Source organism: Leptolyngbya sp. ST-U4, assembly GCF_039962215.1.
Taxonomy (GTDB): domain Bacteria; phylum Cyanobacteriota; class Cyanobacteriia; order Elainellales; family Elainellaceae; genus Leptolyngbya_A.
The window spans coordinates 25,456-42,382 of record NZ_JAMPKZ010000031.1; the positions used below are offsets into that span (position 1 = coordinate 25,456).

Here is a 16,927-nt window from a genome sequence, read left to right on the forward strand (position 1 = left end):
CAGCAAACTAGAAACCACCTAAACCAAGGACATACCATGAAAACCCAGAAAGTATGGTTCATTACCGGAGCCTCTAGGGGCTTTGGATTAGAAATTGCCAGAGCCGCTCTAGCAACGGGCGACCAAGTCGTAGCAACGGTTCGCAGCCAGCCCACACAACTCGCCACTATCCTGCACAACCATCCAAATCTGTACATGGTGCAGATGGATGTCACCCAGGAGAATCAGGTGCAGGCGGCTGTTCAGCAAAGCATTACCCGTTTCAATCGGATTGATGTCTTAGTCAATAATGCTGGGTACGGCATGGTAACGGCGATCGAAGAAGCCACGGATGCCGAAGTTCGCAACCAGTATGATACCAACGTGTTTGGGTTACTCAATGTGACTCGTGCTGTATTGCCGCACCTGCGTCAGCAAAAGTCTGGGCATATCATCAATATCTCATCGTTGTTTGGCTACGATGCAATTCCAGGTTGGGGATTGTACGGGTCTACTAAGTTTGCAGTTGAAGGTCTTTCCAAAGGGCTGGCAGTTGAACTAGCACCACTCGGCATCCACGTTACGGTAGTTGCTCCCGGTCTTTTTACGACCGATTTCCTCAGCACTGACTCCTATGTTGCGGCTGAAACCATCATCGCCGATTACCAGGAAACGGTAGGACTAATGCGGAGCGGAGCTGATGCGCTACACGGGAACCAGCCCGGTGATCCAAAGAAGTTTGCTCAGGTAATTCTCCAACTCGCCACTACAGACCATCCTCCGCTGCATTTACCTGTTGGAAAGGACGCGGTTGCAATGTATCAAAACAACGCCGCAAAAGTAGCACAGGACATCGAAGCATGGTTGCCCGTCGCGACCAGCACTGACCATGACCACCGCGTTGCAGCTTAGATCATCGCCTGACTTACAACATTCACCCATGATTTCCAAAGGAGTTTTTACGATGAGCACTGAACAGAAAGTTGCTGTGATTACCGGCGCGTCCCAAGGCATTGGCGCAGCCCTCGTCAAGGCGTACCGCGATCGCAACTATCGGGTAATTGCAATCTCACGCTCAATTAAACCATCAGACGATGATGAAGTCCTCGCAGTGTCAGGTGACATCGCCGATCGAAAAACTGCCGAGCGTGCAATCATCGAGGGCGTAACCCGATTTGGGCGCATTGACACGCTGATTAACAACGCTGGCACCTTCATCGTCAAGCCATTTATCGAATATACCGAGGCAGATTACGCAGCGTACTTGGGCACCAACATCGCTGGCTTCTTTCACATGACGCAACTCGCCATCGCTGAGATGGAGAAGCAGGGTAGCGGTCACGTCGTGCAAATCTCAACGAGCCTAGTTGACAACGCGATCGCTGGCATACCCTCCGTACTCGCGTCGCTGACCAAGGGCGGACTGAATGCCGCAACCAAATCACTGGCGATCGAGTATGCCAAACGCGGCATCCGGGTGAACACGGTCGCGCTGGGTATCATCAGGACACCAATGCATCCCCCTGAGACCCATGCTCAGCTCGATGCCCTACACCCAGTCGGTTATATGGGCGAGATTTCCGACGTCGTCGATGCAATCCTCTACCTCGAATCAGCCAACTTTGTGACGGGCGAAATCCTTCATGTTGATGGTGGACAGAGTGCGGGGCATTGAAGGCATGATCTACGAATTACGCATTTATCACGCCATGCCTGGCCGACTACCAGCCCTGCTCGCACGCTTTCAAAACCACACGCTGCAGATTTGGGAAAAGCATGGCATCTGCCAGGCAGGATTTTGGACAACGCTGATCGGCAAGAGCGAGAGTAACCAACTCACCTACCTACTTACCTGGAACAGCTTAGCTGAGCGTGAGGAGCGATGGAACGCATTCCTCGCTGACCCTGAATGGATCGCGATCAAAACTGAAACCGAGAAGGACAGTCCACTGGTGCAGAACATCAGCAACGAGTTGTTAGCACCGACCGCCTTTTCCTCGGTGAAGTGAGCGGTGGAGCGAGTGACGGAACTCGAACCTGTAGCATCCGACCTATAGACTCCTCTCTACCATAACAATTGGATGGCGCGGATAGGCAATAGCCGTGATGCCGTTGTAGTAAACGCGACGGGCTTGGAGAGCTGGACGGAGTAGCGGCATTCATTTGTAAATGCAATCTAGGCAGAACCTCAAGATGCTGCAGACAATTTCTCACATGAGCGCTAACGGTCGCGCTCATAGAGCGGTGATGGCAACGGACAGGAAGCAGCCTGAGTGAATTCGATTTTGCAAACGAGCTAGGCACAATGAAAACGAATTTTGAGAACGAGTCCTTTGAGGATGGTGACAGCTATCAACGTGAGACTGATGACCGCGATAGTTTCGCCGAGCGTGTCTGCAGCAACCAGCGCCAGCTCACCTCTGAGCTAAGGCACCAGTACGATTTTATTGTTTGCGGATCTGGCTCTTCTGGCTCGGTGGTTGCCCGCAGACTGGCTGAGAATCCCGATGTCAGCGTTCTGCTGCTTGAAGCTGGAGGCAGCGATGACGTGCCAAGTGTCATGGCAGCGAATCAATGGCCGCTAAACCTTGGAACTGATCGAGACTGGAGCTTCCCGGGCCAGCCGAATCCACACGTGAACGGTCGTTCGATTCCGTTTTCGATGGGCAAGGTACTCGGCGGTGGATCGAGCATCAACGTCATGGTTTGGGCACGCGGACACCAACAGGATTGGGATTTTTTTGCCTCCGAAGCTAACGATCCGGCTTGGAGTTATGAATCCGTCTTGCAGATTTATCGCCGCCTGGAAGATTGGCATGGCGCACCAGACCCAATGTATCGCGGCACGGGAGGAGCTGTATTTGTCCAGCCTGCGCCAGATCCAAACCCGATCGCACCTGCAACGGTCGAAGCAGCGCGGACGGTGGGTATTCCTACTTTTGAAAATCCGAACGGGCGCATGATGGAAGCGGCGAAGGGTGCTTCTATCACCGATGTGCGAGTCCGCAATGGCACACGCGAATCAATATTCCGTTCCTACGTCTTCCCTTATATGGATCGGCCAAACCTGACGGTTCTCAGTCATGCACTGGTCACACGGCTGACATTCCAGGGCAAGCGGGCTACTGGCGTGGAGATCTCTTATCGGGGCGCAATCTATCGCATTGGTGCGGCAGTCGAAGTCGTGCTGTCGCTCGGTGCCATCCATACGCCGAAAGTACTGATGCAATCCGGTATCGGCGATGAGGCCGAGTTGCGGCGATTTGGAATTCCTGTTGTGCAGCATCTTCCCGGTGTAGGGCAAAATTTTCAAGACCACGTTGCATTTGATTGTGTCTGGGAATATCAAACTGTTCTCGAACCGAGAAACAACCTGTCCGAGGCAATCTTTTTCTCGACAAGCCAGCCCGGGCTTGACAGCCCAGATTTATTTGTTTGTCAGGCCGAGGTACCAAAATCCAGTGCCGAGAATGCCGTCCGGTTTAGGCTGCCTGATGCGGGCTGGACGTTATTTGGAGCGATCGTGCACCCCAAAAGTCGAGGTCGTCTGCGCCTGACAGGAGCCGATCCATCCGACCCGATTCTGATTGATGCAAACACGCTGTCTGACGCGGAGGATCTCAAAACTGCGATCGCCTGCGTAGAACTCTGCCGCGAAGTTGGCAATTCCACTCCGCTGCGTCCGTTCGTCAAGCGCGAAGTCATGCCAGGAAATTTGAAAGGGGCCGAACTCGAACGCTTTATTCGGGATGCGGCAACAAGTTTCTGGCACGAAACCTGCACCGCGAAAATGGGTCGCGATGCCATGTCGGTGGTGGATAGCAACCTGAAAGTGTATGGAATCAACAATCTCCGAATCGCGGATGGATCGGTTATGCCGCAAATCACCACCGGTAACACGATGGCTCCCTGCGTGGTCATCGGGGAGCGGGCAGCAGAAATTCTACAGCTCGAACATCAGCTGCAAACCACCGTAGAAACAGTCTCAAGCACGCAATAAAACTACCGCACTTTTCATTGGCGAACACCCATTTAAGTCGCGTGTTAACTCAAAGAACTTGAGTGGTTTGGATCGGGCGATCGCAGAAGAATGAACAGTAACCGAAGTAGATATTCAACTCACGAATCTAAAGGAGAACAAGATGAGTAGCAATCACGTAAACAGCCCAAACATGAAACTCGAAGTTGTGATGTTGCCTGTCTCCGACGTCGATCGCGCCAAAGCATTCTACGAGAATCTTGGCTGGCGGTTCGACATCGACGTGGTGGAGGGCGACTTCCGCGGCGTACATTTTACACCACCCAACTCGGACGCCTCGATCCTCTTCGGCAAGGGAGTCACTTCAGACAATTCTGGCTCGACACAAAACCTGGTTCTCGCTGTGGACAACCTCGACGACGCCCGTAAAGACTTGATCGATCGCGGTGTCAACGTCAGCGAGATCTTCCACTACGTTGGCGGTCCCTTCAACAACGCCGTGGAAAATCCACGCATTCCCGGGCGCGATCCGCAAGGTCGTTCCTACTTCTCATTTGCCTCATTCGAGGACCCAGACGGGAATCTTTGGCTGCTCCAGGAAATCACAACACGGCTTCCTGGTCGCCTATGGGACGCTCCACAAACAGACGTTGCAACCCTGGCAGACCTGCTCCGCGAGACGGCAGAGCACCACGACCCCTACGAGAAGACGCACGCTGAGCATAACTGGTGGGATTGGTACGCCCCCTATCTGAGTGCACGTCAAAATGGCAGCACTCCAGAAGAGGCAGCAGCAGCCGCTGACCGCTACATGGAAGCGCTTTTGCCTGTTCTTTCCAAATGATGCGGACAGAATGTTTAGCCTGAGCCGGGAAACGGACAATTTGCAGCAAGTAGAGAACACAATGACCAAACTAAAAAAAGTACGCTACACAATCAAAGCCCGTACCGTAGGTGACTTCGTCTTGCTCTCAGGACTTCTCGTCACGCTCTTTGCAGCAGCAGTGTTGCTGGCACTGCCCGATCGCGTACTGGCGCAGCAATCCCCCCAAGCTAACGCACAAACCCAGGTTACGACCGTGGCGAGTGCGAGGGACATCCGCGGCGCTTCACCGTACGTTGCGATCGAGAACGAGCCCGCACCCAAGCTGATCGTGGACCCTCCGCTTCCCGAAGGGCTAGTCCAGGGTGTCTACTGGGCTCAATACCGGGTGGAGAACTTGCACATCGTACCCGTGTTTGGGGAGGGTGGCCGCCAGGTATCTCCGCGTGCTGGGCATCTGCACATTATTGTCGATGATCTGCCCTGGTGGTGGGCGGATGCGAGTAACAACAATACGGTTGACATAGCTAACCTGCCGCCTGGCCAGCACAAGGTGAGGATCGAGTTAGTTGATCCTCACCACACCATCTTCCCCGGACAGGTGGTGACGCAGACGTTTATCATCCCTGATTACAACAGCGCAGCAGCGCACCAACGGAACCTCCATGCCCGGTCCACCTCGCTGGAGTAAAGAACACGCAAGCCTGCTTCGAGCTTTGGTGCAGCAGGCAGGACAGTCCACTCGTGCAGAACATTACTAACAAGTTGCTGGTACCAATCGCCTTTGCCTCTTTGAAGTGAGCGATCGGGCGAGTAACGGAACTCAAACCCACAACTGCCTCACCATCACACCTGAGTAATGCGGACAGACAATACGTAACCTCAGTTAAATCTAATTGGAGAAAGATCAATGTTTGACAAAATCAACCATCAACGCCGCCGCTTTTTAGGCATTGCAGGCATGACCATTGCTGCTACACAATTCGGTCGATTCAGTTCTGCGATCGCCCAATCCAGCACAACAAGACCCGAAACCGCTACGACTCAACCTGGAACTGGGCAGTCCACCAACCCAACCGCCATTCGCCCCTTCCGCATCAATATGTCAGAAGAGGCGATCGTTGATCTCCGTCGCCGCATTGCATCGACGCAATGGCCTGAGAAGGAAACTGTCGCCGACCACTCGCAGGGTCTACCGCTTGCAACAATGCAAGAACTCGCGCGTTATTGGGCGACAGATTACGACTGGCGCAAGGTCGAGGCAAAGTTGAACACCTTGCCGCACTTCATTACCGAGATTGATGGACTAGACATTCATTTCATTCATGTTCGTTCAAGGCACGAAAACGCGTTACCGCTGATCGTCACGCATGGATGGCCCGGCTCGATTATCGAGCAGCTAAAGATTATCGATCCACTGACTGATCCCACGGCACATGGCGGAAACGCATCCGATGCTTTCCATGTAGTGATTCCGTCGATGCCGGGCTATGGATTTTCTGGCAAGCCAACGAGCACCGGCTGGGGTCCCGAGCGCATGGGACAGGCATGGGACGTGTTGATGAAGCGTCTGGGATACCCCCGTTACGTCGCTCAGGGGGGCGATTGGGGTGCGTTTGTCGTCGATCAGATGGGTTTGCAGGCACCTGCGGGATTGCTCGCCATCCACACCAATATGCCTGCCACCGTTCCGGCTGATATCGACAGGGCGCTTCAGGTTGGCGATCCGGTGCCATCAGGTCTCTCAGCTGACGAACAGCGCGCCTATGAGCAGTTGATCAGAACGTTCAAGCAAGTTGACTACGCCAAAATAATGGCGTCACGTCCGCAAACCTTATATGGAATTGCGGATTCGCCCGTCGGTCTGGCCGCTTGGCTCCTGGACCACAATGATGCTGGCGGTCAGCCAGCCACAGCAATCGCCTCGGCTCTAAACCGGACGACCAGCGCCACGGGCGAACTGACGCGGGATGAGATTCTCGATAACATCACGCTCTATTGGCTGACGAACACGGGAGTCTCCGCATCCCGTCTTTATTGGGAATATAAGGGTGGCTTTTTCAACGCCAAGGGCGTCTCCATTCCAGTGGCGGTGAGCGTCTTTCCCGGTGAGCAATATGAGGCCCCACGGAGTTGGACCGAGCAGGCGTATCCCAATCTCATTTATTACAACCAACTCGACAAAGGCGGACACTTCGCAGCGTGGGAGGAGCCAACGATTTTTACTCAGGAACTCAGGGCGGCATTTCGATCGCTGCGTTAGTGATGAAAAATATCCTTACCAATACAATCGTTAAAGCCGCCGCCGTGCAGATTAGCCCTGTGCTGTACAGCCGACGAGGTACTGTTGAGAAGGTCATTAAGAAGATTCGTGAGCTGGGACAACAAGGTGTCCAGTTCGCCACCTTCCCCGAAACCATCATTCCCTATTATCCTTACTTCTCTTATGTGCTAGCTCCATTTGCGTTGGCAAAGGAACATTTGCGGTTGCTTGAAGAGTCGGTTACGGTGCCGTCTGCTGAAACCTGGGCGATCGGCGAAGCCGCGAAGGAAGCAAACATGGTTGTTTCGATCGGCGTTAATGAGCGCGACGGTGGCTCGATCTACAACACGCAACTTCTCTTCGACACAGACGGGACACTGATCCAGCGCCGCCGCAAGCTTACACCGACTTATAATGAGCGGATACTGTGGGGCCAGGGTGATGGATCGGGTCTGCGTGCCGTCGATAGTGCCGTTGGGCGCATTGGACAACTTGCCTGCTGGGAGCATAACAATCCTTTGGCACGTTACGCCCTGATCGCCGATGGTGAGCAAATTCACTCGGCGATGTATCCCGGATCGTTCGCCGGACCCCTGTTCGCGGAGCAGGCGGAAATTAACATCCGCCAGCACGCCCTTGAATCTGCCTGCTTTGTTGTCTGTGCGACCGCGTGGTTAGATGCCAACCAGCAAGACCAGATCATGAAGGACACGGGTTCTCCGATCGGGCCGATTTCGGGTGGCTGCTTCACTGCGATCGTGAGCCCGGACGGCCGGATCATTGACGGGCCGATACAGGCTGAAGGCGAAGTGATTGCCGATCTTGATTTTGCCCAGATCGATGCCCGTAAGCGGCTAATGGATGCGCGCGGTCACTACAGCCGCCCCGAACTGCTCAGCTTGCTGATCGATCGAACGCCTGCATCACACGTTCATGAGCGTACCGCATACCCCAATGCGAATGGTTCGCACGCGATCGTCGAGGAGAGGACTATGGAGGTTCTCTAATTCCACCGCACTTCTGAACGCAATGACAGGGAGGTCAGCGTGTGTTCGAAGAAATCAATCCTAATCGCCGCTACTTTTTAACAACCATGATTAAAACCATTGCTGCCACCCAGCTCGGCAGGCTCGAACACACCAAACAGCACGCTACATCGGCAACGGCTGAATTACCGATTGAAGGCGAACTGCCTTTTCTTGGCGGCGCGATCGCGTGGCTCAATTCGCAGCCATTAACCGTTGACGAACTGCGTGGAAAAGTCGTGCTGATCAACTTCTGCACTTATACCTGCATCAATTGGCTGCGCCAACTCCCCTATGTCCGTGCGTGGGCTGAGAAGTATCAGGATCAGGGATTGACCGCGATCGGTGTGCACACGCCCGAGTTTGAATTTGAGAAGAATATTGATAATGTCCGCCGAGCCTTAATGGACATGAGAATTGACTACCCGATCGCCGTGGATAACGATTATGCCGTCTGGCGTGCCTTCGGGAACCATTATTGGCCGGCCCTTTATTTTGTAGATAGGCAAGGACGGATTCGTCATCACCAATTCGGCGAGGGCAACTACGAGCGATCGGAACGGGTGATTCAACAGCTCCTATCTGAGTCCAGTACTGGCGGTGTCGGGCAGGAAATGGTCGAAGTCGAGGCTCGCGGTTTTGAAGCTGCTGCCGATTGGGACAGCCTGAAATCGCCTGAAAACTACCTCGGCTACGAAAGAACAGATAATTTTGCGTCTTCCGGCAGCACGGTGTTAAACAAGCCTCATTTATATACCGCCCCCGTGCAATTGAGACTTAATCAATGGGCCCTTTCGGGCGATTGGACCATCGGAAGACAATCTATTGTCCTGAATCAGTCCGGTGGGCGGATCGCGTACCGCTTCCACGCTCGCGACCTTCATCTCGTTATGGGACCGAGCGAGCGAGGAACATCTGTAGGGTTTCGCGTGCTCATAGACGGACAGCCAGCTGTTGCAGCTCGCGGACTTGACGTCAATGAGCGAGGCGAAGGCACGGTTACTGAACAGCGGTTGTACCAACTGATCCGACAGCCGCAGCCCATCGGCGATCGCCAGTTTGAGATCGAGTTTCTAGATGCTGGAGTGGAGGCGTTTGCGTTCACATTCGGTTAATCACGCAACAGATACGTCCTCACAACGAGTGACAGGAAGGTAAATGATATGACGATGAAATTCACACATGACAGCCCGATTCTCGTGACCGGAGCGGCAGGAGATATCGGCGGCATTGGTCGCCACCTCGCTGCCATGTTGCTTGCTAAGGGGTATAAAGTACGCGCCCTGGTTCGACGGGAGGATGAACGTGCTGAAAGTCTGCGCCACCTCGGAGCTGAGGTCGTGCAGGGCGACTTGACCGATCTTGCCTCAATGCACCGGGCGATCGCAGGGGTTGCGCGCATCTATTTTGGTATGTCGGTCTCGGCGGCGTATCTTGAAGCCACGGTCAATGTTGCTGCGGTAGCACGGCATTACGGTGTCGAAGCCTTCGTAAACATGTCGCAGATGACGGTAACGCAAATGAGCATCACTGAAACCACCGACAGCCCACAACACAAGCTGCACTGGCTTGCGGAGCAGGCATTGGCATGGTCAGGGCTACCGATCGTCACAGTGCGACCGACGGTCTTCCTCGAAGGCTTCTTCCTGCGTCTCGCCGCTGCTGGCGTTCGGGATAACGACGAACTGGCACTGCCGCTGGGTAATGGCAAGACTTCACCGATCGCGGCGGTTGATGTAGCGCGTGCCGTGTCCGTGATCCTTGACGATCCTGCCCCGCACATTGGTCAGGTTTACAATCTGACCGGATTTGAATCAGCCGATCTGAACCACTACGCGCACGTCTTTTCCGAAGCACTCGGTCGAACGATTCACTATCGCAACCTACCACTCTCCGGGTGGGTTGCTACGCTTCGTGAGTTTGGGGTGCCAACGCACCTCGTCAACCACCTCGCAGTGATGGCTGAACTTCACACGCAGGGGCGGTATGACCGCATGACGGATGACTTGTTCAAGCTTACTGGCAAGATGCCGACGAGCTTGTACGACTTCGTGAAATTGCACGCTGCTGAATTCACACAAAGTCAAGTCGCGGCTTGAGGACAGGTTGCTCGTATATTACCGAAAAAATCCAAGACTACTCCAAAGGAGGACACCGTGGCTCAATCAGAAGTTACGCAACGAAACAGCAAGCAGGCATCTGATGACAGTGCGATCGGGAAGAATAAACCCATGACCGTCTCATTGCACAGACCCATCCAGCCGCAATTCCGCACCATTGACGGGCTATCCATCCGCTACGCTGAGAGTGAAGACCTTGGGCGGGGTGTGCATGCCCTCCTCCTCAGCCCGTGGCCAGAAAGCTTGTATGCGTTCGAGCCAACGTGGTCGCAGCTTGCCCAGCACGCGCACCTCGTAGCGGTGGATCTCCCAGGTTTCGGACACTCAGAGCGACGCGACGCGCTCATGTCTCCGCGTGCGATGGCCGAGTTTGTCGTTCACCTTGCCGATGCGTTCGGGCTGGAGCAGCCGCACGTTGTCGGACCCGACATCGGCACCAGTGCCGCACTCTTCGCCGCAGCCCTTCATCCGGGACGACTGCGCAGCCTTGTAGTCGGGAGCGGGGGCGCGGCAGTTCCGCTACAGTTGGGCGGCGTGCTGAAGGAGTGGGTCGAGGCCCCCGACCTTGAGCCGTACCACCGCCTCGACGGGCGACAGATTGTCAATGCAGCGATCGAGAAGTTTGAGCGATACACGCCGACCGATGCCGCACGCGAGGATTACCTCTCGTCCTATGAGGGCAAAAGGTTTGCCGAGTCGATGCGCTACGTGCGTGCGTATCCGATGCAGCTCCCTGACCTCGCTGGTCTGCTACCAACAATCCAAACGCCAGTGCTGATCATTGCCGGACGACGGGATCACGTCGTACCCTTTGTCAACGCGGAGTTTCTCCTCGAACGGCTGCCCACGCGCAAACTCGCCGTCATCGAAGCGGGGCACTTCACCTGGGAGGATGCTGCCGACGAGTACGCGGCGTTCGTTACAGGCTGGTGGGACAGAGGCTACGCGATCGTCGGCTATCAAACTGGTGGCTGATCTCGCCAATGCAGGTTCAAGAATTTCATTTACCCGCGTCAGGCTTACGGTTTCCTGGGATTTCAGCCCTAGAAAGTCCGGTAGCGTGCATGAACTATTCAGGAGAATCCCATATGCGCTCTGACATTGTTCCGGGAGCTGTCTTCCCCGATTACGAACTGCCCGACCACACTACGAAACGCCGGAAGCTCTCTGAGCTGCAAGGACAACATCCAATGATTCTCGTCCTCAGCCGCGGAGGGTACTGCCCCAAGGACCGCCGACAAGCTGAAGGGCTGGTTCAACTTCATCGTGAGATTGAGGTTGGCTATTGCCGGTTGGTCACAATTAGCACTGACAACATCATGGAAACGAATGAATATCGCAGCGGCGTCGGTGCCCACTGGCCTTTTCTCTCCGACGCAGGACGCAAAATCCAAAAAGACCTCGACATTACCGAATACACAGACCCGCTCCACAACCCTATGATCCCCTACACGATCGTCCTCGAGCCGGGTCTGGTCATTTACAAAATCTACATGGGCTACTGGTTCTTTGGGCGACCCACTGTGGAAGAGCTGCGCCAGGACTTGCGGGCCGTGCTTAAGAAATGCCGACCGGACTGGGACATCACCACACCTGAACTGAAAGCAGCGTGGCAGGAAGGACGCAAGGACCTCTTCTACCCGTACGGCAAAACCTACGCCCAAACGATCGGTGAACAGGATTAGAAATGGAATCAATGCCCGACAAGATTAACCATCGACGCCGCCGCTTTGTAGCCACTGCGGCTATGACTATTGCGACTACACAGCTCGGTCGATTTGGTTCTGCGATGCAAAGCAGTTCCCCCTACGGGGTAATCGCTCAATCAAGCCAAACAGAATCAGCCGCTCTGTTCAGGATGAAATCGGGAACAAACCCATCATTCGGCTCACTCAAGCAGATTGATGCTGGTGTCTTGAATGTTGGATACGTTGAAGCGGGTCCCGCAAACGGTCGTCCGGTTATCCTCCTGCATGGATGGCCCTACGACATTCACAGCTATGTTGATGTCGCCCCTTTGTTAGCGTCGGCGGGATATCGGGTGATCATCCCATATCTGCGTGGCTATGGCACAACGCGCTTTCTTTCAAGTCAGACGTTCCGCAATGGTCAGCAGTCGGCACTTGCAGTCGATATCATCGCATTGATGGATGCGCTTAGGATCGAGCAGGCAATCCTCGCTGGTTATGATTGGGGCGCGCGCACCGCCAACATTATCGCAGCACTCTGGCCGGAACGCTGTAAGGCGCTCGTCTCCGTGAGCGGTTATTTGATCGGTAACCCTGAAGCCAACCAGACGCCACTGCCGCCGCAAGCCGAACTTCAATGGTGGTATCAATTTTATTTTGCGACGGAGCGAGGCCGCGCGGGTTACGAACAATATCGGCATGACTTTAACAAACTCATTTGGCAGCTTGCTTCGCCACAATGGCACTTCGATGATACGACGTTCGATCGCAGTGCCACGTCCTTCAATAATCCGGATCACGTTGACATCGTCATCCATAACTACCGCTGGCGACTCGGACTGTCCGAAGGCGAGACCCAATACGACGATCTTGAGAAGCGTCTTGCCGAAGCTCCAGTCATCATCGTGCCCACCATTACGCTTGAGGGTGACGCCAACGGCGCACCACACCCGGACGCTAGTTCCTACGCCAGAAAATTCTCGGGCAGATACACACACCGAGTCATCACTGGTGTTGTTGGGCACAACCCGCCGCAGGAAATGCCACAGGAGTTTGCTAATGCTGTCGTCGAAGTTGACGGTTACTAATCGTATTTAGCCTGAGTCGTGGAACGGACCATTTGCAGCAAGGAGACACCATGACCAAACTGAAAAAAGTACGCTATAAAACTAAAGCCCGCACAGGTGCCTTCGTCCTGTTCTCGCGACTCTTCATTGCGCTCTTTGCGGCAACGGTGTTGCTGGCACCGCCCGTTCGCGTGCTGGCGCAGCAATCTGCCCAGACCAGCGGACAAACCCAGGTTGTGTCCAAGGCGATCGCAACTGAAGACAACACCATCCGCCCCTTTCAAGTTCACGTCCCGCAAGAAGCGATCGACGATCTCCACCGCCGCCTTGTCCTGACGCGCTGGCCCGAACAGGAGACGGTCACGGATCGATCGCAGGGTGTGCAATTGGCGACGATAAAGGAGCTAGTAGGCTACTGGCAGACAGACTACGACTGGCGAAAGGCGGAGGCGAAGCTCAACACCCTGCCGCAGTTTATGACCACGATTGACGGTGTTGACATTCACTTCATCCACGTCCGCTCCCGTCACCCGAATGCGCTGCCGCTGATCATGACCCACGGCTGGCCCGGCTCGGTGTTCGAGCTGCTCAAGGTCATCGGACCTCTCACCGATCCCACTGCCTATGGAGGGCGCACAGAGGACGCGTTCGACCTCATCATTCCGTCTATACCTGGCTTCGGTTTCTCCGGCAAGCCAACGGGCACTGGCTGGGGGTCTGAGCGCATCGCCCGCGCGTGGGATGTGCTGATGAAGCGCCTCGGATATACGCGCTACGTGTCACAAGGCGGCGACTGGGGTGCAATCATTTCTGATGCTATGGGACGTCAGGCTCCTCCAGGTTTGCTCGGCATCCACGTCAACAGGCTTGAGCGCGCGGCGACCCTCCCGCCGGAAGTTGCAGAGGCGCTAACCAATGGGAAGCCTGCACCAGCGGACCTGACCGCTGAGGAACGGACGGTGTTCGATCAGATCAGGGACTTTTATAAAACAGGCAGTGGCTATGCTGCGATCATGGGTACGCGTCCGCAAACGATTGGGTACGGACTCGCGGATTCGCCAGTGGGCTTGGCAACGTGGATCTATGACAAGTTTGCTGATTGGGTGTTCACCCGTGGCGAACCGGAGCGATCGCTAACCCGCGACGAGATACTGGACGCCATCACGCTCTATTGGCTGACAAATACCGGGACGTCGGGCGCGCGGATCTACTGGGAGAACAACGCCGACAACGTCGGATCGTTCGAGATCTCGATTCCCGCAGCAGTGACAATTTTCCCTGGAGAGATCTACCAGCCGCCAAGGAGTTGGACGGAGCGGGCATACCACAACCTGATCTATTATCACCGAGTGGACAAAGGCGGGCACTTCGCAGCGTGGGAGGAACCGCAGCTCTTTTCTCAAGAGATCCGTGCAGCATTTAGGTCACTGCGCTAGTTGAAAAGAATCCCAGGTCTAGATCAATTAAGGCATTTCTAACTCTGAGTTGGAAATCCTTGAACCGGCGGCTGGTGACAAACATTTTGCATTCATTGAAATTCAGAAAAGTTTAATTAATGAATTTTGTAGTTTCTAGCGCGATCGCTTGAAGTGAACCAGGAAAGGCAGGTGGCAGGGAATAAAGCTGGTGCCTCCAATAATCAAACGTTGAGGCTGATCTAATAACTGTAATAAATAACTTACGCATCAATCGGTAGCAATCTCATGACACAATCTTTCTGGCTTTTGGGTTCTCGCCTCAATATCATTGCCGATCACACTACAACTAACGGTCAGTACGATCTGATTGAAGGCTACTTCCCACCAGGTACACAAACACCGCTCCATCGTCACACACGCTATTCAGAACAACTCTATGTACTTGAAGGAGAATTCACGATCTGGGCAGGTGAAAACAAGTTTGTACTCAGTGCTGGTGAAAGCTTTTTGATTTCTCCTTCCACAGCGCATGCGATCGGCGTATTCAGCAATCAATCTGCTCGTGGATTGGTTGTTGCTGCGCCCAGTAGCTTTGCTCGGCTGATTGCAGCAGTCGGCACACAGGATAAAACAGCAACACCGGACATGGCACTATTTGAACGCATTTCTGCTGAGATTGGTGACGAAATTTTGAGTCCACCCGGAGCCTACCTTTAATCCCGGCTGTGAGAACATTCACGCTATTTAATTGCTCACTTTATCAACATCAACAGAGGTAACTATGGAAACAGCAGATGTAATTGTGATTGGCAGCGGTCAGGGCGGAGTTCCGATCGCGGCTGACTTTGCCAAAGCAGGGAAGAAGGTCGTTTTATTTGAGCGCGATGCCTTGGGCGGCAGTTGCATCAACTATGGCTGCACTCCTTCTAAAGCCTTTTTAGCCGCTGCCCATGCCGCAGGTCGCGCTCGACAAGCCGCAAAGCTCGGTGTACACGCGCAGGTCGAAGTCGATTTTCCTATGGTGATGGAGCGGGTGCGGGGCATTCGCAGCCAGTTTAACCACGGTACTAAACGCCGACTAGAGAGTGCAGGGGTTAAAATCGTCTGTGCTGAAGCTGTGTTCACCGGAAAACGAACGGTCAGCGGCGGCGGGGTAACGGTACAGGCTCCGATCGTCGTTATCAACACAGGCACATCTTCTACCATTCCTGACATTCCTGGTTTAGCAGGAACGCCCTATCTCACCAACCGAAACTTCTTTGATTTGCAGCAAATTCCGCCCCGGTTGCTTGTGGTTGGCGGGGGCTATATTGCTCTGGAGTTAGGGCAGGGAATAGCGCGTTTAGGCAGCCAAACCCAATTAATCGTGCGGGGCGATCGCCTGCTGGCTCAAGAAGAATCTGAGGTCAGTGCTGTGCTGCTGGATGCCTTGAAGCAAGATGGAATTGGCGTACATTTCAACGTGACGGTTAAGCAGGTTGCTTATACCAACGGTGTGTTTACCCTGACGCTGAGCAATGGTGAAGTGCTCGATGGAGAGGCATTGCTGCTTGCACCAGGACGCAAACCGAATACTGGAGCATTAAATGCTGCGGCGACCGGCGTTGAATTAGATGAACAGGGGTTTATCAAAATCGACGATCAGTTTCAGACAACGTGCCCTGGAATTTATGCGATCGGAGATGTTGCCAAACAGCCTGCTTTCACCCATGTTTCTTGGGAGGACTATCGTCGCTTAAAAGCGATTCTGTGTGGCGAACACCGGACACGCAACGATCGCGTGTTGGGTTATGCCGTTTATACAGAACCACAAGTGGGTCGAGTGGGGATGACGTTAGAGCAAGCGCAGGAAAAGGGTATCGCTGCCCGCGAAGTTACCCTGCCGATGGCTCATATTGCTCGCAGCGTTGAGTGGGGGCACGATCTGGGTTTCTACCGCATGGTCATCGACATTCAAACGAATTTGATTTTAGGAGCAACGCTGGTTGGATACGAAGCGGCTGAACTGGTGCATGTCTTTTTGTCACTGATGGAAGCGAAAGTATCCTGGCAATTGCTTGAACAATCGGTTCATATTCACCCAACTTACGGTGAGGCCTTGCCCAGTCTCGCCAGGCTACTCGCTGGAGAGGATATGCCAACCTGTCCCAATATGTAAGAAAGGAGTAATCAACAACGACTAACTTTGCAACGGTTGCCAGGTGCTGATGATTTATCAGCACGATTTGCGTTTGCCAACAGAGCGCAAATCCTCAGTTAGAAGCTCTATGCTCCTTCTCGTCAAGCTTTCGAGCAACTGCTCAAGTTGGCTCAATCTTTGTTTGCCGATGGGCAATTTGTAAGCAGGTTTTAGAGTTACTGCTCCAACTTAATTTTCCTTCGTTGCGAATTTTCAAGTCGTGAAAAATATGCATCTTGCTTCTATTAGCAAGCGTGGGAGACAGTTATTAACCCGGCAAGGTGAGAGGAGGAGGCAGAGAAGGGTAATTGCTAGGATAAAGGCATGAACAAATCGGATGCTCGAAGGCTCAATCCAGCGACTCAAAACTACTTGCGACAGCAGGC

General features: G+C 54.1%; 16 protein-coding genes. All 16 read left to right on the top strand.

The window, feature by feature from the left end; all coding sequences use genetic code 11:
• The first annotated feature begins 36 nt into the window (after window positions 1-36).
• The 16 genes from NDA02_RS23925 to NDA02_RS24000 all read left to right on the top strand — a co-directional run bounded on the left by NDA02_RS23925 (window position 37) and on the right by NDA02_RS24000 (window position 16,520).
• Window positions 37-891 (top strand): oxidoreductase, encoded by an 855-nt coding sequence (locus tag NDA02_RS23925; protein WP_348256050.1) that lies wholly within the window; start codon window positions 37-39, stop codon window positions 889-891.
• A 52-nt stretch (window positions 892-943) separates the two neighbouring features.
• Entirely contained in the window at window positions 944-1,654 is a 711-nt protein-coding gene (locus tag NDA02_RS23930) for an SDR family oxidoreductase (protein WP_348249471.1), read from the top strand.
• A 4-nt stretch (window positions 1,655-1,658) separates the two neighbouring features.
• Complete coding sequence (locus NDA02_RS23935) at window positions 1,659-1,988, top strand: NIPSNAP family protein (RefSeq protein WP_348249480.1); 330 nt, start codon at window positions 1,659-1,661, stop codon at window positions 1,986-1,988.
• Window positions 1,989-2,284: 296 nt separating this feature from the next.
• On the top strand, window positions 2,285-3,979 hold the full coding sequence (locus tag NDA02_RS23940; RefSeq protein WP_348249472.1) for a GMC family oxidoreductase N-terminal domain-containing protein: 1,695 nt from the start codon (window positions 2,285-2,287) through the stop codon (window positions 3,977-3,979).
• A gap of 142 nt (window positions 3,980-4,121) precedes the next feature.
• Complete coding sequence (locus NDA02_RS23945) at window positions 4,122-4,802, top strand: VOC family protein (RefSeq protein ID WP_348249473.1); 681 nt, start codon at window positions 4,122-4,124, stop codon at window positions 4,800-4,802.
• Complete coding sequence (locus tag NDA02_RS23950) at window positions 4,726-5,472, top strand: DUF6130 family protein (protein ID WP_348256051.1); 747 nt, start codon at window positions 4,726-4,728, stop codon at window positions 5,470-5,472. Before NDA02_RS23945 ends, NDA02_RS23950 begins: the two co-directional genes overlap by 77 nt.
• A gap of 219 nt (window positions 5,473-5,691) precedes the next feature.
• Window positions 5,692-7,044, top strand: a complete 1,353-nt coding sequence (locus NDA02_RS23955) for an epoxide hydrolase family protein (RefSeq protein WP_348249476.1) — start codon at window positions 5,692-5,694, stop codon at window positions 7,042-7,044.
• A 2-nt stretch (window positions 7,045-7,046) separates the two neighbouring features.
• Window positions 7,047-8,051 carry a nitrilase-related carbon-nitrogen hydrolase gene (locus NDA02_RS23960; RefSeq protein ID WP_348256057.1) on the top strand — a complete coding sequence of 335 codons (1,005 nt, stop codon included), beginning with the start codon at window positions 7,047-7,049 and terminating at the stop codon, window positions 8,049-8,051.
• Window positions 8,052-8,092: 41 nt separating this feature from the next.
• Window positions 8,093-9,184, top strand: a complete 1,092-nt coding sequence (locus NDA02_RS23965) for a redoxin domain-containing protein (RefSeq protein WP_348256052.1) — start codon at window positions 8,093-8,095, stop codon at window positions 9,182-9,184.
• Window positions 9,185-9,232: 48 nt separating this feature from the next.
• Window positions 9,233-10,168: an SDR family NAD(P)-dependent oxidoreductase gene (locus NDA02_RS23970; RefSeq protein WP_348249478.1), complete on the top strand. Its 936-nt coding sequence runs from the start codon at window positions 9,233-9,235 to the stop codon at window positions 10,166-10,168.
• Window positions 10,169-10,225: 57 nt separating this feature from the next.
• A complete protein-coding gene (locus tag NDA02_RS23975) occupies window positions 10,226-11,164 on the top strand; it encodes an alpha/beta hydrolase (protein WP_348256053.1) in 939 nt (312 codons plus the stop codon).
• Between the two features lie 113 nt (window positions 11,165-11,277).
• Window positions 11,278-11,874: a redoxin domain-containing protein gene (locus tag NDA02_RS23980; RefSeq protein WP_348256058.1), complete on the top strand. Its 597-nt coding sequence runs from the start codon at window positions 11,278-11,280 to the stop codon at window positions 11,872-11,874.
• A gap of 11 nt (window positions 11,875-11,885) precedes the next feature.
• Window positions 11,886-12,965: an alpha/beta hydrolase gene (locus NDA02_RS23985; RefSeq protein WP_348256054.1), complete on the top strand. Its 1,080-nt coding sequence runs from the start codon at window positions 11,886-11,888 to the stop codon at window positions 12,963-12,965.
• A 50-nt stretch (window positions 12,966-13,015) separates the two neighbouring features.
• Window positions 13,016-14,380, top strand: a complete 1,365-nt coding sequence (locus NDA02_RS23990; RefSeq protein WP_348256055.1) for an epoxide hydrolase family protein — start codon at window positions 13,016-13,018, stop codon at window positions 14,378-14,380.
• Window positions 14,381-14,647: 267 nt separating this feature from the next.
• Window positions 14,648-15,079 carry a cupin domain-containing protein gene (locus NDA02_RS23995; protein ID WP_348256056.1) on the top strand — a complete coding sequence of 144 codons (432 nt, stop codon included), beginning with the start codon at window positions 14,648-14,650 and terminating at the stop codon, window positions 15,077-15,079.
• A gap of 64 nt (window positions 15,080-15,143) precedes the next feature.
• Window positions 15,144-16,520: an FAD-dependent oxidoreductase gene (locus NDA02_RS24000; protein ID WP_348250073.1), complete on the top strand. Its 1,377-nt coding sequence runs from the start codon at window positions 15,144-15,146 to the stop codon at window positions 16,518-16,520.
• Window positions 16,521-16,927 lie beyond the last annotated feature (407 nt).